Annotated in this window: 22 protein-coding genes; 15 read left to right on the top strand and 7 right to left on the bottom strand. The window is 36.1% G+C overall.

What is annotated here, in order from left to right; genetic code table 11:
* The first annotated feature begins 262 nt into the window (after positions 1 to 262).
* The 4 genes from pdhA to lpdA are packed head-to-tail and all read left to right on the top strand — an operon-like array spanning position 263 to position 5,119.
* Positions 263 to 1,378 carry a pyruvate dehydrogenase (acetyl-transferring) E1 component subunit alpha gene (gene pdhA, locus K9V48_RS00520; protein WP_224135894.1) on the top strand — a complete coding sequence of 372 codons (1,116 nt, stop codon included), beginning with the start codon at positions 263 to 265 and terminating at the stop codon, positions 1,376 to 1,378.
* A 3-nt stretch (positions 1,379 to 1,381) separates the two neighbouring features.
* Positions 1,382 to 2,359 carry an alpha-ketoacid dehydrogenase subunit beta gene (locus K9V48_RS00515; protein ID WP_224135892.1) on the top strand — a complete coding sequence of 326 codons (978 nt, stop codon included), beginning with the start codon at positions 1,382 to 1,384 and terminating at the stop codon, positions 2,357 to 2,359.
* A gap of 54 nt (positions 2,360 to 2,413) precedes the next feature.
* Positions 2,414 to 3,706, top strand: a complete 1,293-nt coding sequence (locus tag K9V48_RS00510) for a dihydrolipoamide acetyltransferase family protein (protein WP_224135890.1) — start codon at positions 2,414 to 2,416, stop codon at positions 3,704 to 3,706.
* 3 nt (positions 3,707 to 3,709) lie between these two features.
* Positions 3,710 to 5,119: a dihydrolipoyl dehydrogenase gene (lpdA, locus tag K9V48_RS00505; RefSeq protein ID WP_224135888.1), complete on the top strand. Its 1,410-nt coding sequence runs from the start codon at positions 3,710 to 3,712 to the stop codon at positions 5,117 to 5,119.
* Positions 5,120 to 5,484: 365 nt separating this feature from the next.
* Here the strand turns inward: lpdA and K9V48_RS00500 are convergent, their stop codons facing one another.
* Entirely contained in the window at positions 5,485 to 5,859 is a 375-nt protein-coding gene (locus K9V48_RS00500) for a hypothetical protein (protein ID WP_224135887.1), read from the bottom strand.
* A gap of 424 nt (positions 5,860 to 6,283) precedes the next feature.
* Between K9V48_RS00500 and K9V48_RS00495 the strand changes: the two genes are divergently transcribed.
* Both K9V48_RS00495 and K9V48_RS00490 read left to right on the top strand, forming a co-directional pair.
* Positions 6,284 to 6,547: a hypothetical protein gene (locus K9V48_RS00495; RefSeq protein ID WP_224135885.1), complete on the top strand. Its 264-nt coding sequence runs from the start codon at positions 6,284 to 6,286 to the stop codon at positions 6,545 to 6,547.
* A gap of 332 nt (positions 6,548 to 6,879) precedes the next feature.
* The gene (locus K9V48_RS00490; RefSeq protein ID WP_224135883.1) at positions 6,880 to 7,017 is read left to right on the top strand and encodes a GapA-binding peptide SR1P; all 138 of its coding nucleotides are present in this window, start codon (positions 6,880 to 6,882) and stop codon (positions 7,015 to 7,017) included.
* Positions 7,018 to 7,248: 231 nt separating this feature from the next.
* Here the strand turns inward: K9V48_RS00490 and K9V48_RS00485 are convergent, their stop codons facing one another.
* Entirely contained in the window at positions 7,249 to 8,724 is a 1,476-nt protein-coding gene (locus K9V48_RS00485) for an aminotransferase class I/II-fold pyridoxal phosphate-dependent enzyme (RefSeq protein ID WP_224135881.1), read from the bottom strand.
* Between the two features lie 563 nt (positions 8,725 to 9,287).
* Here K9V48_RS00485 and K9V48_RS00480 point away from each other — a divergent pair.
* Positions 9,288 to 9,557, top strand: coding sequence for a UPF0223 family protein (locus K9V48_RS00480; RefSeq protein WP_224135872.1), 270 nt, complete (start codon positions 9,288 to 9,290; stop codon positions 9,555 to 9,557).
* A 56-nt stretch (positions 9,558 to 9,613) separates the two neighbouring features.
* Here the strand turns inward: K9V48_RS00480 and K9V48_RS00475 are convergent, their stop codons facing one another.
* On the bottom strand, positions 9,614 to 10,231 hold the full coding sequence (locus tag K9V48_RS00475; RefSeq protein WP_224135870.1) for a YktB family protein: 618 nt from the start codon (positions 10,229 to 10,231) through the stop codon (positions 9,614 to 9,616).
* A gap of 391 nt (positions 10,232 to 10,622) precedes the next feature.
* On the opposite strand from K9V48_RS00475, the gene K9V48_RS00470 reads away from it, so the two are divergent.
* The 3 genes from K9V48_RS00470 to K9V48_RS00460 all read left to right on the top strand — a co-directional run bounded on the left by K9V48_RS00470 (position 10,623) and on the right by K9V48_RS00460 (position 12,210).
* Positions 10,623 to 10,811, top strand: coding sequence for a YkzI domain-containing protein (locus K9V48_RS00470; RefSeq protein ID WP_111615113.1), 189 nt, complete (start codon positions 10,623 to 10,625; stop codon positions 10,809 to 10,811).
* A 140-nt stretch (positions 10,812 to 10,951) separates the two neighbouring features.
* Complete coding sequence (locus tag K9V48_RS00465) at positions 10,952 to 11,746, top strand: inositol monophosphatase family protein (RefSeq protein ID WP_285871992.1); 795 nt, start codon at positions 10,952 to 10,954, stop codon at positions 11,744 to 11,746.
* Positions 11,743 to 12,210: a GNAT family N-acetyltransferase gene (locus tag K9V48_RS00460; RefSeq protein WP_224135867.1), complete on the top strand. Its 468-nt coding sequence runs from the start codon at positions 11,743 to 11,745 to the stop codon at positions 12,208 to 12,210. Before K9V48_RS00465 ends, K9V48_RS00460 begins: the two co-directional genes overlap by 4 nt.
* 246 nt (positions 12,211 to 12,456) lie before the next feature.
* Here the strand turns inward: K9V48_RS00460 and K9V48_RS00455 are convergent, their stop codons facing one another.
* Entirely contained in the window at positions 12,457 to 12,651 is a 195-nt protein-coding gene (locus K9V48_RS00455) for a DUF5325 family protein (RefSeq protein ID WP_224135865.1), read from the bottom strand.
* Positions 12,652 to 12,877: 226 nt separating this feature from the next.
* Here K9V48_RS00455 and typA point away from each other — a divergent pair, with 226 nt between their 5' ends.
* On the top strand, positions 12,878 to 14,722 hold the full coding sequence (typA, locus tag K9V48_RS00450) for a translational GTPase TypA (protein WP_224135863.1): 1,845 nt from the start codon (positions 12,878 to 12,880) through the stop codon (positions 14,720 to 14,722).
* Positions 14,723 to 14,970: 248 nt separating this feature from the next.
* A complete protein-coding gene (locus K9V48_RS00445) occupies positions 14,971 to 15,276 on the top strand; it encodes a YlaH-like family protein (RefSeq protein WP_224135854.1) in 306 nt (101 codons plus the stop codon).
* 293 nt (positions 15,277 to 15,569) lie between these two features.
* Here the strand turns inward: K9V48_RS00445 and K9V48_RS00440 are convergent, their stop codons facing one another.
* Both K9V48_RS00440 and K9V48_RS00435 read right to left on the bottom strand, forming a co-directional pair.
* Positions 15,570 to 15,770: a YlaI family protein gene (locus K9V48_RS00440; protein WP_224135852.1), complete on the bottom strand. Its 201-nt coding sequence runs from the start codon at positions 15,768 to 15,770 to the stop codon at positions 15,570 to 15,572.
* A 405-nt stretch (positions 15,771 to 16,175) separates the two neighbouring features.
* A complete protein-coding gene (locus tag K9V48_RS00435; protein WP_224135850.1) occupies positions 16,176 to 16,781 on the bottom strand; it encodes a YhcN/YlaJ family sporulation lipoprotein in 606 nt (201 codons plus the stop codon).
* Between the two features lie 213 nt (positions 16,782 to 16,994).
* On the opposite strand from K9V48_RS00435, the gene K9V48_RS00430 reads away from it, so the two are divergent.
* Positions 16,995 to 18,323 (top strand): PhoH family protein, encoded by a 1,329-nt coding sequence (locus tag K9V48_RS00430; protein WP_224135848.1) that lies wholly within the window; start codon positions 16,995 to 16,997, stop codon positions 18,321 to 18,323.
* A gap of 318 nt (positions 18,324 to 18,641) precedes the next feature.
* Here K9V48_RS00430 and K9V48_RS00425 read toward each other — a convergent pair whose 3' ends face one another.
* Positions 18,642 to 19,139, bottom strand: a complete 498-nt coding sequence (locus tag K9V48_RS00425; RefSeq protein WP_224135839.1) for a molybdopterin-binding protein — start codon at positions 19,137 to 19,139, stop codon at positions 18,642 to 18,644.
* Positions 19,140 to 19,356: 217 nt separating this feature from the next.
* Here K9V48_RS00425 and K9V48_RS00420 point away from each other — a divergent pair, with 217 nt between their 5' ends.
* The gene (locus K9V48_RS00420) at positions 19,357 to 19,638 is read left to right on the top strand and encodes an Fpa/YlaN family protein (RefSeq protein ID WP_224135837.1); all 282 of its coding nucleotides are present in this window, start codon (positions 19,357 to 19,359) and stop codon (positions 19,636 to 19,638) included.
* A gap of 273 nt (positions 19,639 to 19,911) precedes the next feature.
* Positions 19,912 to 21,135: an FtsW/RodA/SpoVE family cell cycle protein gene (locus K9V48_RS00415; protein ID WP_224135834.1), complete on the top strand. Its 1,224-nt coding sequence runs from the start codon at positions 19,912 to 19,914 to the stop codon at positions 21,133 to 21,135.
* Positions 21,136 to 21,197: the final 62 nt, after the last annotated feature.

Below are 21,197 nucleotides of genomic sequence, written 5' to 3'. Positions count from 1 at the left end.
TCAAAAGAGGTAATAGTTAAGTAGGTTAGAATTCGAAAACGTTGTGTCAATTATCCTAATTTAGGGTACCCTATGGCTGTGTGTATTGGAATTCTCTTACTAAAAGACTAACTAAGTTCAAATGTATGAAGCGAGTAGATCTAAAGGGATAACTTGAAACTGTATATTTTACGTGAAAGTGCAGAATCAAGCTCGTGAAATATCTACAAGGAATGATACATTGAACAAACACTCTTAAAACAAGAAAGGAAGAGGTTATAAAATGGCTGCAAAAACAAAAAGCACTCTTGTTGACAGTAAGAAACAGTTTGACGCTATTTCTAAGCAGTTCGAAACATTACAAATTTTAAATGAAGAAGGTAAAGTCGTAAATGAAGCGGCTATGCCTGATCTTACTGATGAACAGTTAAAAGAACTTATGCGTCGTATGGTTTATACACGTATTTTAGATCAACGTTCAATTTCATTGAATCGTCAAGGTCGTCTAGGTTTCTATGCGCCTACTGCAGGTCAAGAGGCTTCACAACTTGCTTCACAATATGCATTAGAAAAAGAAGACTGGATTTTACCGGGATACCGTGATGTACCACAAATCGTTTGGCATGGCCTTCCATTATATCAAGCATTTTTATTCTCACGTGGACATTTCCATGGTAACCAAATGCCTGAAGGAGTAAATTGTTTATCTCCACAAATCATTATCGGTGCTCAAATCATTCAAGCAGCTGGTGTAGCTCTAGGCCTTAAAAAGAAAGGTAAGCAAGCCGTTGCAATCACATATACTGGTGATGGTGGAGCATCTCAAGGTGACTTCTACGAAGGAATTAACTTTGCTGGTGCATACAAAGCTCCTGCAATATTCGTTGTTCAAAATAACCGTTATGCAATCTCTACTCCTGTTGAAAAACAATCAGCAGCACAAACAATTGCTCAAAAAGCAGCTGCAGCTGGTATCGTAGGTATACAAGTTGATGGTATGGATGCATTAGCAGTTTATGCAGCAGTTCGTGATGCTCGTGAGCGTGCAATAAATGGTGAAGGTCCAACATTGATCGAAACGTTGACATTCCGTTATGGTCCACACACAATGGCTGGAGATGACCCAACTCGTTACCGTACAAAAGAAACAGAAAATGAGTGGGAAGTAAAAGATCCATTAGTTCGTTTCCGTAAATTCCTTGAAGCAAAAGGAATCTGGAACGAAGAAGAAGAAAACAAAACAATTGAACAAGCGAAAGAAGATATTAAAGAAGCGATCCAAAAAGCTGATAAATATCCAAAACAAAAAGTAACTGACTTGATGGATAATATGTATGAAGAAATGCCTTATAACTTAAAAGAGCAATATGAAATTTACAAAGCAAAGGAGTCGAAATAAGCCATGGCACAAATGACAATGATTCAAGCCATCACTGATGCATTACGCGTAGAGCTAAAAAATGATGAAAACGTCCTCGTTTACGGAGAAGACGTTGGCGTGAATGGTGGCGTCTTCCGTGCGACGGAAGGACTTCAAAAAGAATTCGGTGAAGATCGTGTATTCGATACTCCTCTTGCAGAGTCTGGTATCGGTGGTCTTTCAGTCGGCCTTAGTTTAACTGGATTCCGTCCAGTAATGGAAATTCAATTTTTCGGTTTCGTATATGAAGTAATGGATTCATTAAGTGGACAATTGGCACGTATGCGTTACCGTTCTGGTGGACGTTGGACAGCCCCTGTTACAATTCGTTCTCCATTTGGTGGGTTCGTACATACGCCAGAGCTTCACGCTGATAGCTTAGAAGGTCTTGTTGCACAACAACCTGGATTGAAAGTTGTTATTCCTTCAACACCATACGATGCAAAAGGACTATTAATCGCTTCAATCCGTGATAATGATCCGGTTGTTTTCTTAGAGCATATGAAATTATACCGTTCATTCCGTCAGGAAGTTCCAGAAGAAGAATACACAATCGAGATTGGTAAAGCAGATGTGAAACGTGAAGGTACTGACTTATCAATCATTACTTACGGTGCTATGGTACATGAATCACTAAAAGCTGCAGAAGAACTGGAAAAAGAAGGTGTTTCTGTAGAAGTTGTCGATCTTCGTACAATTAGTCCATTAGATATTGAAACAATTATTGCTTCTGTAGAGAAAACAGGTCGCGCAATCGTTGTTCAAGAAGCGCAAAAACAAGCTGGTATTGCTGCTAACGTTGTTGCTGAAATTACAGATCGTGCAATTCTTAGCTTAGAGGCACCAGTACTTCGTGTTACAGCACCAGATACTGTATATGCATTTACTGAAGCTGAAAATATTTGGTTACCAATTTATAAAGACATTATTGAAACAGCTAAAAAAGTAATTAATTTCTAATACTATACCTTGCAAAATAGAGTTAATTAACAATCCAATTGGAGGTTGAGTGAATTGTCATTCGAATTTAAACTGCCTGATATCGGTGAAGGTATCCACGAAGGTGAAATCGTAAAGTGGTTCGTTAAGGCTGGAGACAAAGTTGAAGAAGATGATGTCCTACTAGAGGTACAAAATGATAAAGCTGTTGTTGAGATTCCATCACCAGTTAAAGGGACAGTTACTACGGTAAATGTTGAAGAAGGAACGGTAGCAACAGTTGGACAAACTATTATTACATTTGATGCACCTGGTTATGAAAACCTGAAATTTAAAGGTGATCATGGTGATGATGAGCCGAAACAAGAAGAAAAAGTAGAAGCACCAGTAGAAGAAACAGCTGCAGCTGGACAAGAAGTTGAGGTTGATCCTTCTAAACGTGTTATTGCTATGCCTACTGTTCGTAAATATGCACGTGAAAAAGATGTTGACATCCGTCAAGTATCTGGTAGCGGCAAAAATGGACGTGTATTAAAAGAAGATGTTGACTCATTCTTACAAGGTGGCGGTGTAGCGGCTACTCCAGCTCCTGAGCAAGCAACTTCTGTAGCAAATGAAGAAAAACCGGCTAAACCAGCTGCTGTTCAAGCGATTCCTGAAGGAGAACTTCCAGAGACTCGTGAAAAAATGAGTGGAATTCGTAAAGCAATTGCAAAAGCAATGGTTAATTCGAAACATACTGCTCCACACGTAACATTAATGGATGAAGTTGATGTTACAAACTTAGTTGCACATCGTAAACAATTCAAAAATGTTGCAGCAGAGCAAGGTATTAAATTAACGTATTTACCATACGTAGTGAAGGCTCTAACTTCAGCACTTAAAAAGTATCCAGTGTTGAATACATCACTTGATGATAAAACAGATGAAATTGTTCAAAAACATTATTACAATATTGGTATTGCTGCTGACACTGAAAAAGGTCTGCTTGTACCAGTTGTGAAAAACGCAGAACGTAAATCTGTTTTTGAAATTTCAGATGAAATTAATGGACTTGCTACAAAAGCACGTGATGGTAAGCTTGCTCCTAATGAAATGAAAGGTGCATCTTGCACAATTTCTAACATTGGATCTGCTGGTGGACAATGGTTTACTCCAGTTATCAACCATCCAGAGGTAGCAATCTTAGGTATCGGACGTATTGCAGAAAAACCAGTAGTTAAAGATGGTGAGATCGTAGTTGCGCCGGTTCTAGCTCTATCACTAAGTTTTGACCACAGAATGATCGATGGTGCTACAGCTCAAAATGCTCTTAATCACATCAAGCGTTTACTTAATGATCCACAATTAATTTTAATGGAGGCGTAATCGATGGTAGTTGGAGATTTCCCAATTGAAACAGATACTCTAGTCATTGGAGCAGGCCCTGGCGGATATGTTGCAGCAATCCGCGCTGCTCAATTAGGACAAAAGGTAACAGTAGTAGAAAAAGGTACTCTTGGAGGAGTTTGCTTAAACGTAGGTTGTATTCCTTCAAAAGCAATCATTGCAGCCGGTCACCGTTTTGAAGAGGCTCAACACTCAGAAGATATGGGGATTAAAGCTGAAAATGTAACGGTTGATTTCGCAAAAGTTCAAGAATTTAAACAAGGTGTTGTGAAAAAACTAACTGGCGGTGTCGCTGGATTACTAAAAGGTAATAAAATTGACGTCGCTTATGGTGAAGCTTATTTCGTTGATAACGAAACAATTAAAGTTATGGATGAAACAAAATCACAAACATACAAATTTAAAAACGTAATCATTGCAACTGGTTCACGTCCAATTGAAATTCCAAGCTTCAAATATTCGAAGCGTGTAATCGATTCAACTGGTGCGTTAAACCTTCAAGAGCTTCCTAAAAAGCTTGTTGTAATTGGTGGAGGCGTTATCGGAATCGAGCTTGGAACGGCTTATGCAAACTTTGGTACTGAAGTTACTTTCATCGAAGCATCTGATGACATTTTAGTAGGTTTTGAAAAGCAAATGAGCGCTCTAGTTAAACGTGGCCTTAAGAAAAAAGGTGCTGAAATTCATACGAAAGCTTCAGCTAAAAGCGTTGAGGAAACAGATACTGGCGTAAAAGTAACATTCGAAGTAAAAGGCGAAGAAAAAACTATTGAAGCTGATTATTTATTAGTTACAGTTGGTCGTCGTCCAAACACTGATGAACTTGGTTTAGAGCAAGTTGGTGTTGAAATGAGTGAAAGAGGTATCATCAAAATTGACAAGCAATGTCGCACAAATATTCCAAACATTTTCGCGATTGGTGATATCGTAGAAGGTCCTCAATTAGCTCATAAAGCTTCTTATGAAGGAAAAATTGCTGCAGAAGTAATTGCTGGAGAAAAAGCTGAAATTGATTATTTAGGAATTCCTGCCGTTGTATTCTCTGAGCCAGAATTGGCAACTGTTGGATATACAGAAGCATTAGCAAAAGAAGAAGGAATTGAAATTGTCGCTGCTAAATTCCCATTTGCTGCTAATGGACGTGCGTTATCAATAAACAGCACTGACGGTTTCTTAAAACTTGTTACTCGTAAAGAGGATGGTTTAGTCATCGGTGCTCAAATTGCTGGTCCTAGCGCTTCTGATATGGTTTCTGAATTAAGTTTAGCAATTGAGGCGGGTATGACTGCTGAAGATATTGCTATGACAATTCATGCTCACCCAACTCTTGGTGAAATTACAATGGAAGCTGCAGAAGTAGCTATTGGTACTCCAATCCATATCGTAAAATAATGTAAATAGTGAAATAAATAAGCTTTAGCCCTCGATCAAGGGCTAAAGCTTATTTTTTTATATCAGAATTTATAAGTTTTGGTTTCGAGAATTGTCCAGCGCAAGCGTCCGGACCCTCTTGGGTCTAAGCCAATCAGGAATTGAAGATAAAAACACCTTCTATTCCTGATCGTCTTATTTGCCCGAGGCTGATCAAGGCACTTGCGCTTTTCTTAAGTAAAAAACATTAGCTTCTTGTCGTAGTGATTTTTTAGAGGGAAGAATTAAGCTAGTATTCAATTTTCTATTAAAAATTGAATACTAGCTTAATTACATAACATCATTAAAAATAATTTGAGACCACGATTTGAGTTCATTTATTCCCTTTATTGAGCCAGTGCATGAACGATAGGTTCAATAATTTCCGCCTTAGTTAAAACAGCGCCTTCGATTTGGACGACAACCTCCTCTTTTTCAATAACAAGGAGAGAAGGATAAATATCGACTTCATACTTTTTATTATCATTCTTCTCAGAAATCACCTTCATGTTTTGGAATTCTTCAGGGAACTCTTTTTTAATATCTAGTAATGCATCATAGTAAACTGCTTCACGATCAATATTAGCAACATCAGAATAAAATAATAGCTGTATATCTTGTATATGTTCTTCATCGCTTCCATCAGATGAAAAAAGCTTATTATCACATGATGTGAGTAAGATAATTGATATGATGAAGGCAATGAGTACTAGTCTTTTCATCCTTGCCCACCTCTTTTGATAAATAGTAACTAGGTCTAATTCAATATTTATTTATCCCGGTCTTATAACGGACAGTAAAACGCCTATCCAAGGTTTCGAATGCAGCATACACGGATAGTGATGGGATGAAGAAAAACTCAAAAATGGAAGTCCAACTTTATAAAGTATAGAAGGAATTTCATATGTCCTTTATGTTAAATTACACCTATTTTATCATATTAATTGAATTTTCTTCCTGTTGTTATCTAATTGTTACACAAATGAAAAATAACTAGATTTTCTACATAAAGTATGGAAAATGAAATAAAAAGCAGGGGATTTTCGGAAATTAGAATTCGTCAAAAAGGAAGAGAAGGAAATGAAGGAAGTTTCACGATTTTGTTGCATAACCTTAAAGTAAGTATTGTGAGGGGGAGTAGGTGATATGAAATTTTCGTGGAGTTTGGTTTATTGTTATCATTTCATTTTATGGAGTGGATATAGTATTGTGCGTTGGTTGTCGAATAAAGACAGTCTAATGGCAAAATCGATCTTACTTATCCTCTTTTTCTATTTATCTTATCTTCTTGCTTTTACACAATTAAAAACAAGAAAGCGAGCAATCATCATTTCATTATGTTCGCTTTTGCTCTTTGCGTTAGGTCAACAATTGTTTCGCTTATTTTTTTATCCAATTCTTAACTGGTGATAAGGCTCCTTCTGATGAAAGTCTCGCTTCATTCAATCGAGATTTAAGCTAAAGATTGTAAGTAAGCTGAAATTTCAAGGATAAAAAAGAAAACAGAAATGGTCAAAATTTGGACAAAGCATCCATAGAGGGAACATAAGTGTTACATTAGTTGACGTGTTTTGACTATAGAATGTTCTTTTATCCAGAAAAATAAATAAATGTGTTATACAAATTAGTACTTGACGGATCTATTGTGACATATTATTATAAAGGTAACAAATAATTAATCGCTTTCAAAGATTGGGAGAATTTGAGACTGATAAATTTCATAATTGAAAAGGGGTATTAAAATGGGAACAATCGTATGTCAAGAATGCAACACTACAATCGGTCATATTGAAGTCGAAAAAGTGACAACATTTTATGGGAAATGCGATCATCATGAATGCAATGAAGTAGTTAAGAAACTACAAGCAGAGGTTGATTAAGGGGTTTTAATATAGGGAATAAAGGGGAAACAAAGCACGCGAATAATTCATTCGCGTGCTTTGTTTTTTGTTTGGAAAATTATAAAATTCTTGTACTGTGGATAAGCGCACGACATCCAGCGTAAGCGTCCGGCCCCTCTTGGGTCTAAGCCGATCAGGAATTGAAGGTAAAAAACACCTTCAATTCCTAATCGGCTTATTTGCCCGAGGCTGATCGAGGCATTTACGCGCTTATTTAATAGCGCGGTGCTCTTTAATTACTTTAATCTTTTTAAAAGTTGGGTCTTCGGTTCCTTGGACTGGCAACCCAGCTTCTAAGTTTTTCGTAATATAGGTTAAGTTCTCCTCGGTTATGATCTCACCTGGAATGAAAATCGGTATACCAGGTGGATATACCATTACAAATTCAGCAGTTACTCTTCCGGCAGATTCCTCGAATGGAATATCTTCTGTCTCTGAATAAAATGCATCGCGAGGCGTTAATGCTAATAGAGGGATATCAGGCAATAAAATGTGTGCTTTATTGTTTAGTTGGCCATTCTCTATTGGGAACTCATTTGATAGCTCTTGAAGGGCTTTAATTAGTGTATCGACATCCTCCTTCGTATCCCCGGGTGTAATAATACATAAAATATTATATAGGTCAGATAATTCAACTTCTATTTGATACTTTTCACGGAGCCATTTTTCAACGTCATAGCCCGTTATTCCTAATTTATAAACTGGAATAATTAATTTTGTCGGGTCATAATCAAAAGTTGCTTTTGTGCCAAGGATCTCTTTTCCAATACAATAGATATTTTCGATTTCATTTATTTTTGCTCTTGTGTAATTAGCTAAGTTAATTGCTTTTTCAATTAATTCATGACCTTTAGTTGCTAGTTGTTTCCTTGCTACATCGAGTGAAGCTAATAACAAATAAGAGGTAGAAGTAGTGGTCAACATACTAAATATCGATTGCACTCGCTGTGGAGACACTAGTCCTTCTTTAACATTCAGTATTGAGCTTTGTGTCATGGAACCTCCAAGCTTGTGAACACTTGTTGCTGCAATATCTGCACCAGCCTGCATTGCGCTTAAAGGTAATTCTTCATGGAAATGAATATGAGCACCATGTGCCTCATCAACTAATACAGGTACATCATAGGAATGAGCAATTTCAACAATCTTCTTTAAATTACCAGAAACCCCAAAATAAGTTGGGTTAATAACAAGAACTGCTTTAGCATCAGGGTGTTGCTCTAGAGCAGTTTCAACAGCATCTATTGTTATTCCGTGTGAGATTCCTAGATTTTTATCAATTTCAGGATGAATAAAAATAGGAATTGCTCCTGAAAAAACGATGGCCGACATAATCGATTTATGTACATTACGTGGCACAATAATTTTATCTCCTGGTCCACAAACGGCCATAATCATTGTCATAATCACTCCGCTTGTACCTTGAACAGAAAAGAAAGTATAATCTGCTCCAAATGCTTCTGCTGCAAGGTCCTGAGCTTGTTTAATGATTCCTTTTGGTGCATGTAGGTCATCTAAAGGTCCGATATTGATTAAATCGATTGATAATGCATGATCGCCAATAAAGTTTTTAAATTCAGGATCAATTCCTGCACCTTTCTTATGTCCTGGAATGTGAAATTGAATTGGATTTTTTTTAGCATGGTTAATTAAACCAGTGAATAATGGAGTTTCATGTTGTGGCAATGTCGTTCCCACCTTCTTTTTCTGTATTTTTTTGTGTCTTTATTTTGCTCTTCATATTCTACAAAATGTGCATGTACAAGAGATACAACAGATGATCTATCGTATGAATGATAGTATCTCGATTTTATACTAATTGTAGTAATTGAACCAATAATGGATTTCAATTATGTCGAAATTTGTATTTTTATTAAAACAAATGAATTATACCGTTATCAATTCAGACAGTCAACAAAAATAATAGACAATCTTCCATCTAAAATTCTGCAGAATCGAAAGCGGAGGCGTTCGCAAATAGGTGGAGAAAATAAATGCTTGCGATTAAAAAATTCAGGTGGTTTCGAATAACTTAAGGATGATATTAGTTGAGTTTCTAACAAACAATAGATATATGATGGTAAAATAGACAAAGGTTTTGCATGGGGAGGTCAGGAAACTGGACTAATCACTGACATACCATTAGTATATAATCTACAATAAGGAAGCTTAGAGAAGCTGAGTCCATTCGAAAAGAGTGGATATCGTATATGAAGTGCTTCTGTGAAGAGAGCGAGGAGTATGATAGTATGGATTACCAATATCCGATTTTAATCGATTGGAGTACGGAAGAAACAGTTGATGTCATTGCATTTTTTGAGTGTATTGAGAAAGCTTATGAAAAAGGAATTAATCGTTCGAGGTTAATGGATGCCTATCGCAGGTTCAAAGAAATTGTTCCAAGTAAAGCAGAAGAAAAAAAGATTTGCAACGAATTTGAAGAGGTAAGTGGATATTCATCCTATCGTGTCGTGAAAAAAGCAAAGGAATCTGAAGATGTCCTTACAATAAAAATGTAGAAAATGAAAAATGCGTCCAAGCTCAAGTTGAGTCTGGACGCATTTTTTGTGTCGCTTTATTCAAACGAAAGCTTATAGATTGGGATAAGTGTCTCAAAGGTTTCACGAATAAATCGGACCAACTTGTCACCGTCTTGAACCATAGGATCATCTGGAGAGAGATGGCGGCCAATAAGGAATTCAGCTTTTTTAACGTCTCTGAATCGTTCTAAAGAGCTTTTTAAGTCAATTTCATTTATTGGTTTAGCATCTTTTTTTGTATGATCTAAAGAAACATAGAAATGATCTGGAACTGTTTCTGTAATATAGTCGAGCTTATTTAGGAAGTTTTTCGCCATATTTTCTTTATTTGGTAATTCGTAAATAAACGCGAGCCAGATAAAGAGGTGGTCATCAAATAATCCTACTTGAAAATGTGGATGCTGTTTGTAACCGCGTTTATTGGCAGCGATGGCTAACCACGTATCCTTAGGGGGGTTTATTGTTCTTCTTAAATGCTTAGCAATATGCAAATACATCTCGTTTTGTAACGATGAGCTTAAATCTGCTGTTAAAACCTCGCCAATTACTTTAAATTTAGGTTGGATTCTCATGCGAATTGCTTCCATTCGCTCCTCAAGACCATCTATTGTAAATGTATTGAAATCTCTTCTAGTAAAACCTTCACATTTCATAAAATAGTTCCTCCTTACATCAAAACATTACGTTTTTAATTGTTGAAATTAAAGTATATACGAATAAGCATCCGTTAGCACAATGGTTTGCTTTCTAATTATAGATTTTGATCAATACCTGTGTATACAACTAAATAGAAAAATAGGTGAATGCACAATTTCATTCCGATAGTTCCAACTTTTTTTAGACGCACATATTATATAAAAAACTATTAAAAATCTTTAAGTGAATCTTTGAAATCGTTTTATCCTATTTTTACTAGGCAGATAACCCCCGCCTCAAGATTCAAATGTAATAAAGAAGATAGGTTGTGGAAACTGCTCGTAAAGATTAAGGGAAGTCTTATTTTATAAATACCTAGTCAAATAAAAAGAAAGGGGCGGTAGAAAGATGAAACAAACTGTGAAATCAAGTGGTCAAAAAATTATGAATAATAGGCTCGCGGTGTTAAGACTAGAATTGGATTACGAATTAGCCACCCTTTATGAAGCAATGCAGAATAAAGATAAAAGGAAAGTGACAGAATGTAAACTGAAGTTAGAAAAGTTACGTAAAGAGTGGATGAAACTTCATGCATAGAAGAGGATGAGTAAAACTACAAAACGAACCTCGGAGGTTCGTTTTTATCTGCGCGGTAAACTGTGTCATACTTGCATTCCTTAAATTCAATACAGTATCCTTTAAGAGGAAGAGTAACTTTTACATAGAAATGGGGTTGCATGATGACGAATTGGAAGCACATTGATCAAAACGCGAAACGGTGGATAGCTGAGGCAGGAGAAAAAATTAGAAATTCCTTCGATTCCGCACTTTCCATTCAATACAAATCTAATCCTAATGATTTAGTGACGAATATGGATAAGGAAATTGAACAATTTTTTATCGAGAAAATACAAGAAACCTATCCTGATCATCGAATTTTGGGTGAAGAAGGTTATGGTGATGATGTTACTTCTTTAGATGGTGTATTGTGGATTATTGATCCGATAGACGGTACAATGAATTTTGTTCACCAACAACGTAATTTTGCAATATCTATAGGTATTTACGGTGATGGAATCGGCTATATAGGATTAATTTACGATGTTGTACATAATGAACTATATCATGCCTTTAAAGGTGAAGGAGCATATATGAATGATATCCCTTTACCAAAGCTTGATAAAGTAAATATTGAAGAAGCGGTAGTTGGCATAAATCCCGTGTGGGTAACAGAAAATAAACGAATCGACTATAATCTTATCGCTCCAATCGTACAAAAAGTTCGTGGAGCACGCTCATATGGATCTGCTGCACTTGAATGCGCCTATGTTGCATCGGGAAGATTAGATGCTTATTTAACGATGAGGTTAGCGCCTTGGGACTTTGCAGCCGGTCTAGTGTTGATTGAAGAAGTAGGGGGAGTAGCGACAACACTAAAAGGTGAAAAGCTTGATCTTCTTTCGAAAACTTCCTTCTTTGTTGGTGAAAAAAATCTACACGATCATATTATTAAGGAATACTTAAATAGGTGACGAAATTTTCGTCTGAAAAGTTAGAATCTGATGATTTAGAATTTTTAAGACTACTAATAATCGCAAGCGAAGAGTGGCAAAATGAAGAATGTGGTGTAGAAGATTTGCAATCGTACCTATTCAGCTACTCAATGTACAATGGCGAATGGAGAATTTGGTCAATAGATCATAAAAAAGTAGGTGCTAGCTACGTATTGGAATGGTCCCCGAGTAATGAAAAGCCATGGGTAGGCACAATACTAGTCCACCCTAGTTATAGGATGAAAGGGATAGGGAAAAGGATTCTAACGGAGATTGGAAACAAATTACGTCATAAAGGTCATAAAGCACTGTTTGCAGGATGTCCAATTAGGCAGGATTTATGGTTACAATTTCTCGGTAAATGTGGCTTCGAACAATTCAAGGTTGAAATGGATGAAACAACTAAAAGAGAATTTATGATAACGGTTAAGCCTTTAAAATAAGGAAAAAATTTTTCACATTCTAACTGGCAGTAAACCCCTACCACAAGATTAAGGAAATATCAGAAAAGAGAGGTGGGGGGATCATTGCTAGGAGAAAGTAAGGTAAGTGTCGCTTTATCATTTTGAATTGTTTTTTCGTGTAGTTTAGGTTCAACAACATCAAGGATCAAGCCGTTCACAAAATTAAGGGGAAAACTTTATTTTGTGAACGGCCTATAATCTTAAGGATGTTGAAGATGCTTCAACTCACCCTATTCCAAAATTCCTTTTTCCCGCAATTTTTTTTTTCATTATGAAGCCTGTTGCCATTACAGCATTTAATCCGATAATTGCAAGGAGGATTCCGAGTATACTCCGTTCACCTACTGCAATTCCAATACCTATCATACAAGTTGCAGCAAAGAAAGCTAATACAATAAAAATCCATTTACCTAGCCTCATAAAATCGACAACTCCCAACTAATTTCAAAAAAATTGTGATACTACCTTTAGTTTACATAAAAGTTTAACACTTTTCTAGATTGTTTATGGTATAATATCGAAGGAATTTTTAATTTAAAACGATGTTCAATCGAATACTGCGAAAAGTCTTACCGTATTTCTTATTAATAGTATGGAAATCCTTTTAGTAGAGCCTATTTGAATATACATTTTAGGAGATGAAAGTGTGAAATTACGAAACGATATTCGCAACATAGCCATTATTGCCCACGTAGACCATGGGAAAACAACATTAGTAGACCAGCTTTTACACCAATCAGGTACATTTCGTTCAAACGAACAAGTTGCAGAACGTGCAATGGACTCAAATGATATTGAGCGTGAACGCGGGATTACAATCTTAGCAAAAAACACAGCCATTAATTATAAAGACACTCGCATTAACATTATGGATACACCAGGACATGCTGACTTCGGTGGTGAAGTAGAACGTATCATGAAAATGGTAGATGGAGTTCTACTTATTGTTGATGCTTATGAAGGCTGTATGCCTCAAACACGTTTCGTTTTAAAGAAAGCATTGGAGCAAAATTTAACACCAATCGTTGTTGTTAATAAAATTGACCGTGATTTTGCGCGTCCAACTGAAGTTGTCGATGAAGTAATCGACTTATTCATTGAGCTTGATGCTAATGAGGAACAATTAGAGTTTCCAGTCATTTTTGCTTCAGGAATAAATGGAACAGCTAGTCTTAGTCCTGATCCTGCCGATCAAGAGGAGAATATGGAAGTTCTATATGATTCAATTATTAAGCATATCCCAGCACCAATCGAAAACAGAGAAGAACCACTTCAATTCCAAGTTGCGTTACTTGATTACAATGATTATGTAGGCCGTATTGGAATTGGAAGAGTCTTCCGTGGCACAATGCAAGTAGGTCAGCAAGTTTCCTTGATGAAAATTGATGGAACGATCAAGAACTTCCGAGTTTCGAAAATATTTGGATTCCAAGGCTTAAAGCGTATTGAAATTGAGCAAGCTGTAGCAGGTGATCTTGTAGCGGTTTCTGGTATGGAAGATATTAACGTTGGTGAAACGGTTTGCCCTGTTGAACACCAAGAAGCATTACCAATTCTTCGTATTGATGAGCCGACATTACAAATGACTTTTGCAGTGAACAATAGTCCATTTGCTGGTCGTGAAGGTAAATTTGTTACTTCTCGTAAAATAGAAGAACGCCTAATGTCACAATTACAAACAGATGTAAGCTTACGTGTTGATCCGACTGCATCTCCTGACGCTTGGATTGTTTCTGGACGTGGAGAACTTCATCTTTCAATCTTAATTGAAAATATGCGTCGTGAAGGTTATGAACTGCAAGTTTCTAAACCAGAAGTTATCATTAAAGAAATTGATGGTGTAAAATGTGAGCCAGTTGAACGTGTGCAAATTGATGTACCTGAAGAACATACTGGCGGTGTGATGGAATCAATTGGTGCTCGTAAAGGTGATATGATTGATATGATCAACAATGGTAATGGTCAAGTTCGATTAATCTTCAATGTGCCTGCACGTGGCTTAATTGGTTACTCAACAGAATTTATGTCTTTAACTCGTGGATTCGGAATTATAAACCATACATTTGATAGCTACCAACCAATGCAAAAAGGTCAGGTTGGAGGACGCCGTCAAGGTGTACTTGTTTCTATGGAAAATGGAAAATCAACGACTTATGGTATTCAAGGAGTAGAAGATCGCGGAATTATCTTCGTTGAAGCAGGTGTAGATGTATATGAAGGTATGATCGTAGGAGAACATACTCGTGAAAATGATCTAGTAGTAAATATTTGTAAAATGAAACAACAAACAAATATCCGTTCAGCTAATAAAGATCAAACAAACAGTATGAAAAAACCACGTATCATGTCATTAGAGGAAGCACTTGAATACTTGAATGAAGATGAGTATTGTGAATTAACACCTGAGTCAATTAGACTTAGAAAGAAAATTCTTGATAAAAACGAACGTGAAAAAGCAGCTAAAAAGAAAAAGCTTGCTAGTACTAACTAATAGCAAAGTTAGTAAGCGATGTAACAGAACACGATGTTCATCGCTCTGACTGCGCTCGTAAATCTTATGGAACAGGTGGGGTTAACTACTTGTAAAAATCTGTTCCTATTATCTCTATATAAGAAGGCTGATTCTACTTAAGAATAGAATCCTCAAAGAACTGTAATTTGAGGTCATTCTACTCTTTAGAATCAGCCTCTTTCCATATATGCCCACACATAGTAGAATATGTGTAAGGAGGAATAAAAATGGATATAACAGAAAGACTATCTTTTTTTCCAAGCTTATATAATGTAATAGAATATCCTAAGGTAGGTATGTGGATGCTTTATATTACAATTCTCCTATTATCGATCCTCGTTTATAAGCTCGGATTTGCTAAAAAGCTACCGATTTTAAAATCATTGGTTATTTATCTTTTTTTAGCGTTTGGTTGTACGGTGTTAACATTTTTAGGAATATTCTTACCGGTAGCGGAGGGTTTGGTCGTTGCTGCACTTATTTTAATCATTTATAAAGTAAGACTTTACCAATCAAAGAAAGAAGCAAAATAAATTAAATGAAACAAAGGTTCTGATCATATTTTAGAACCTTTGTTTCTCGTCGTTTAGGAAATTATATAATTCTTGTACTGTGGATAAGTGCACGAAATCCAGCGCCTAGCGCCTCTTGGGCCTACAGCCAATCAGGAATTGAAGGTAAAAAACACTTTCTATTCCTGATCGTTTTATTTGCCAGAGGCTGATCAAGGCGCTTGCGCTTTTGTTCTTTAGAGAACCTAGGAGATAGGTAGTGGATAAAGAACCCCTTATGATGGTTGTCTCGCTTGGAAACATAATCTTTAAGTTTACCAAGTATCTTCAGCTTTTTTGTCTTGGTATAATTTGAATTTGCCAGTTGCAATGCGTGCATTTGTTCTTATCTCAATCCGTTCATTACACGTAGTACACATATACGTATGTATCGGGCGATTTCTTAAACGCTTTGCGATTAGTGTTTCATCTTCGATCGTCTCAACTTTGTCACAAATAACACATTTCACTCTCATATTGCACCTCTAACAATTAGTGTAGCTACATCTATTAGGCTAGTAACCATAAAGTATGCCACTTGGTTATTAGTATATCACGTCTTTTAAAAAAATCAGAAATAATGTTAATAGTTGGAACAGAATTTAAAAAAAAGGTATGATAAGAGTATAGCGGAAGGGAGGACTCATATGACGAATAAGATAGAAACTTATTTGGTTGATTCATTATAATTCCGCAAAAAAAGCTTTCATATTTTTTGAACTATCGAGAACGAAAGTGTTAGAGGCGTTGAAGAAACTTGCTAAGAAGGAACAAAAGGACTGTCACAAAGGTTTTGGTTATTTCGAATAAAACAATTTTGTTTATTTATTATTTGAACTAAGTAAATTTGATCAAATCGTTAAAGTGTGACAGTCCGATTATTATTTGTCTTTATGACCGTTTGATTGATCTTGTTGTTCTTTTTCTAACATTTGTTGTTCTTCTTTATTTAATTGATCTTTACTCTGTTCCGTAGGCTGTTTTTCTTGGTTATCTAGAATTTCACCTGGGACTTCAGGTATTATACGACCAACAATAGCAGCTAATTCATCAAGTATACCGATAATGGGGCGACCTTCTCTAATTTCACGTCCCATTTCACGGAGTCGGACATTCGTATCTGCATCTGCAATGACAACAGCTCTAGCGCCATAAGGATCATGCATTAGACTTTCTGCAACAGAGTATTTTATTGTTTCGACCTTATTGCGATCAAGATCAGAATTCACATCAATTCCAACAACAGCGTAATTACCTAAGACAACTGCTGTAGCATCATTAACTTCAGGTATTTCATTTGCTAGTGTAACGAGATGCTCGGAAATTTGTTGACCTGTTTTTCGATTAACATGTTGATCAACACTATTTTCCACATTCATAGGTGTACCAACATCATTTGACTGATCAGTTTTGGGCGCACCTTGATTGACTGTACAACCTGAAAGCGCAAATACTGAAATGAACAGTACAATGAATAAGTATTTCATGAAAAATCACTCCTTAAAAGTTAGGATCAATTTGTATGAAGGTCTTGAATCTGGGTTTTTATCTTGCTTTTTAATTTTATTGTCTAATAAACCTTCTATCTTTATTCATTCTTTCATATATTTTAGCAACGCTTCATTCACAGCTTGACTTGTTTTTCACTACCTAAATGTTTCACTCCAGAAAAAAATAGCAGCGGAGTAGGAGGCGGAGGTTTGAGGAAGATTTATGTTCTAGACACAAATGTATTGTTGCAAGATCCGAATTCAATTTTTTCCTTTGAAGAAAATGAGGTAATTATCCCAGCAGTAGTGTTAGAAGAGGTGGATTCAAAAAAACGTTACATGGATGAAATTGGTCGTAATGCAAGACAAGTTTCTAAATTGATAGACCAATTAAGGGAAACAGGGAAATTACATGAAAAAATACCTTTACCAAATGGTGGATCATTACGAATTGAGTTAAACCATCGATCTTTTCATCAACTGCAAGAAATTTTTGTTGAAAAAACAAATGATAATCGAATTTTAGCAGTAGCAAAAAATTTGTCATTAGAGGAGCAGACGAAGGAAAATGGCCGAGCTGTCATATTAGTAAGTAAGGATACGTTAGTTCGGGTCAAAGCAGATGCAATCGGACTAATAGCAGAGGATTTTCTAAGTGATCGAGTGGTAGAAATTGATCATATATATACAGGCTTCCTTGATTTGTATATTAGCAATGATAATTTAAATCGATTTTATGAAAAAAATGAATTGATCCTTTCCGAATTAACAAACCACCCTTTTTATCCGAATCAATTTGTTATTATGAAGGATTCGTTGGGAGGATCATCTTCAGCGATAGGGAAAGTAGATCACTCTGGAAAAAAAATTCAGCGACTCGTTTTTGATCATGATCATATTTGGGGGATTCGCCCACGAAATGTTCAACAAACGATGGCGTTGGAGTTACTTTTGAGAACAGATTTGCCATTAGTGACTCTTATTGGAAAAGCAGGTACAGGTAAAACATTACTTGCACTTGCGGCGGGTCTTATGCAAACTGAGGATTTGGGTACGTATAAAAAATTGCTAGTTGCAAGGCCGATTGTGCCAGTAGGAAAAGACTTAGGTTTTTTACCAGGTGAAAAGGAAGAAAAGCTAAGACCATGGATGCAACCAATTTTTGATAATCTAGAGTATTTATTTAACACAAAAAAACCAGGGGAACTTGATGCCATTTTAGCTGGTATGGGCTCAATCGAAGTAGAAGCACTCACGTATATTAGAGGTCGAAGTATACCTGATCAAATCATTCTTATTGATGAAGCACAAAATTTAACAAAGCACGAGGTTAAAACAATTTTAACCCGTGTAGGCGAGCGCAGTAAAATCGTGTTAATGGGAGATCCAGAGCAAATTGATCATCCCTATTTAGATGAATATAACAACGGACTCACTTATGTAGTTGAAAAGTTTAAGGATCAGCCGATTGCAGGTCATATTCGACTGGTAAAGGGCGAACGTTCTGGTTTAGCACAGCTTGCTGCCGATCTACTCTAAGGAATTCGTACAATCATTCTAAATTAGCATGTGCGTACTATATTTTATAGCTGGAGATCGGATCATCATACTAAAGTACTGGGTTTTTTGTTCTATTATAGGAAACTATAAAATTCTTGTACTGTGGATAAGCGCACGACATCTAGCGCAAGCGTCCGGCCCCTCTAAGATCTAGCCACGCATGATGAAGGTAAAGTACACCTTCTTTCATGCGCGTCTTATGCTTGCCTTAGGCTGATCAAGGCGCTTGCGTTTTTGTTCATAAAAAAGGGAATGACTTTAAAAGGTCACCCCCTTCTTCAAACGAAAGCTTTCTTCTTAAATTACGCAAATCTCTTTTATATTCTTTATTGGATTGGAGGCATTTGAACCATCCCCAAAATAAAGATGGATAGGCCCATCTTCTTGCAGTGGCTTTCCTTTTAAACTAAACCCTAAGATGATTTCATATGCTTTCTCGAGCGGTACTGTCACCGGCTCGTCAGCTGTAATAAATTGAACCATCGTTGCATCTTCTTGAATTTCTGCATTTTCAAGAAAAGGTTTAAATGGAATACCGAAAGTTCCATTTAATACTTTCTGTTTTTTGAAGGTACGTTCAGTTTTTAAAGTAGGGGGGACAATCGCTCCTTCTATAATTTCCCGATCCCAATGCTTAGATACTGACTTCGTATATTCTTCAAGTTCGTCTTTTGCTTCTTTCTCTTGTGTAAAATAAGTAGTTAGATCCACTTTTCTATCATCGAAAATCCAAACACCTGGATCCAATGTGATCTGAAAGTTCACTTTACCGTTGATCATGATTATTGAATTCATAATTTTCACTCTCCTACAACGCAAGTATAAACTTTTATCTAAAATTTGTCACATTATATGGAAAAAGATAGTGTGAAAATGAGCTTTATCAATGATGAATGATGAATGATTTTAATTGAAAGAAATGGTTTGCACTCTTTGTCCTTGCAATTTTAATGATTAGGCATTAATATAAATAGTAATAATAGGGTAATCGCTCGGAAACGGAGGGATTAAGTTGGCGTCTGATATCGCTATTGATCATCGTGAAAAAGCACTTGCAGTACTAAAGGCAGATGCTGATAAGATCATGAAATTGATTAAAGTCCAGATGGACAATTTAACGATGCCTCAATGTCCTCTTTATGAAGATGTTTTAGATACACAAATGTTTGGCTTATCTAAAGAAATAGACTTCGCTGTAAGGTTAGGATTAATAGAGGCTCGTGAAGGAAAAGAATTGCTCGATTCACTTGAGCGAGAGTTGTCTGCATTACTTGATGCATTTACAACCAAATAAGTAACCAAAACTCAAACTAAGTGTAATTATGTTTGAGTTTTTTTTATTACTGTAGATTAATGTGCTTCATTCCCTTGAGAATGGAGGATTCATTTGAAAAAGAAACTTTAATTGAATTAAATAGTGAGATGACAAGTTGGATTTTTGATTGTGAAAATAATCGTATCCTTATTTAGAACCATTTTAAAGGATTTTACTATTTTGAAGGCGAAGTTATAGTAAAATAAAGAGCAGCATAGAATTACCTCATGTTAAGATAAGGAAGAGATAAAAATGATAAAAAAAATTCTAAAATCATATGATTATTCGTTAATATTAGCTGTGATTTTATTGTGCGTATTTGGATTAATTATGGTCTATAGTTCTAGTATGATAACGGCTGTTGCACGTTATGAAGTAGATGCTGATTATTTTTTTCAGCGCCAAAAGATAGCATTACTAGTTGGTGGTATTGCGTTCGTTGTTATGATGATTTTTCCATATCGTGCATTTCTAAATAGCGGTATTTTGAAGATTATTGTATTTGGATCACTTGGATTATTGGCTTCGTTATTCTTTATTGGTACTGTAGCTGGAAATGCTAAAAGTTGGCTCAGATTCGGAGGAATGAATCTACAGCCAGGTGAATTTGTAAAGCTTAGTGTGATTATTTATTTATCAGCCGTTTATGATAAGAAACATTCGTATATAAACGAGTTTGGTCGAGGGGTTTTACCACCGTTAATTTTTACAGGTCTAATTTGTTTTTTTGTGATCATTCAACCGGATTTTGGTACAGCATTTATTATAGCGCTGATCGCTATCTGTATGATTTTATGCTCTGGAATGGCGATAAAAACGATTGGTAAGTTGATCTCACTTGTCATTGTATTCGGAATCTCAATGATACCATTTATCATTTGGAAAGGTGATAGCATCTTTAGTGAAGAGCGGCTAAGTCGCTTTACAGGTTTTACCGATCCATTTGTCAATGAAGCTGATTCTGGTTGGCAGCTTGTTAATTCGTTTTATGCAATTGGTTCAGGGGGGCTTACAGGCTTAGGTTTAGGACAAAGTGTTCAGAAATACGGCTATTTACCTGAATCGCACACAGATTTTATTATGGCAGTGATTGCTGAAGAATTAGGGATATTCGGTGTGATGTTTGTATTAATTCTACTTTCATTTATCGTACTAAAGGGTTTTTCAATTGCACGTAAATGTCAGGATCCTTTTGGTACTTTATTAGCTGTCGGTATCTCGAGCATGATTGCTATTCAAGCAATGATAAATTTAGGTGGTTTAACAGGCTTAATCCCAATAACAGGTGTGCCATTACCATTTGTTAGCTATGGAGGCTCGTCCATCCTTTTATTACTAATTTGTATGGGGATGCTTGTAAATATTTCGATGTTCACAAATTATCGAGATTCTTATCAAGAGCTATCTAAGCGAGAGAAATCGAATGCTGGAGTAGTGAGACCAATGGAAGGAAAACGCGATTCTTTAATGCGTTAAAGAGTAAAATAATTATGTTGCGTTTTTGTTGAATGTGTTATACTTTTTTCATATCTAATTTA

It is taken from the genome of Metabacillus rhizolycopersici, from assembly GCF_020075705.1.
This window is presented reverse-complemented; position numbering and strand designations above follow the sequence as displayed.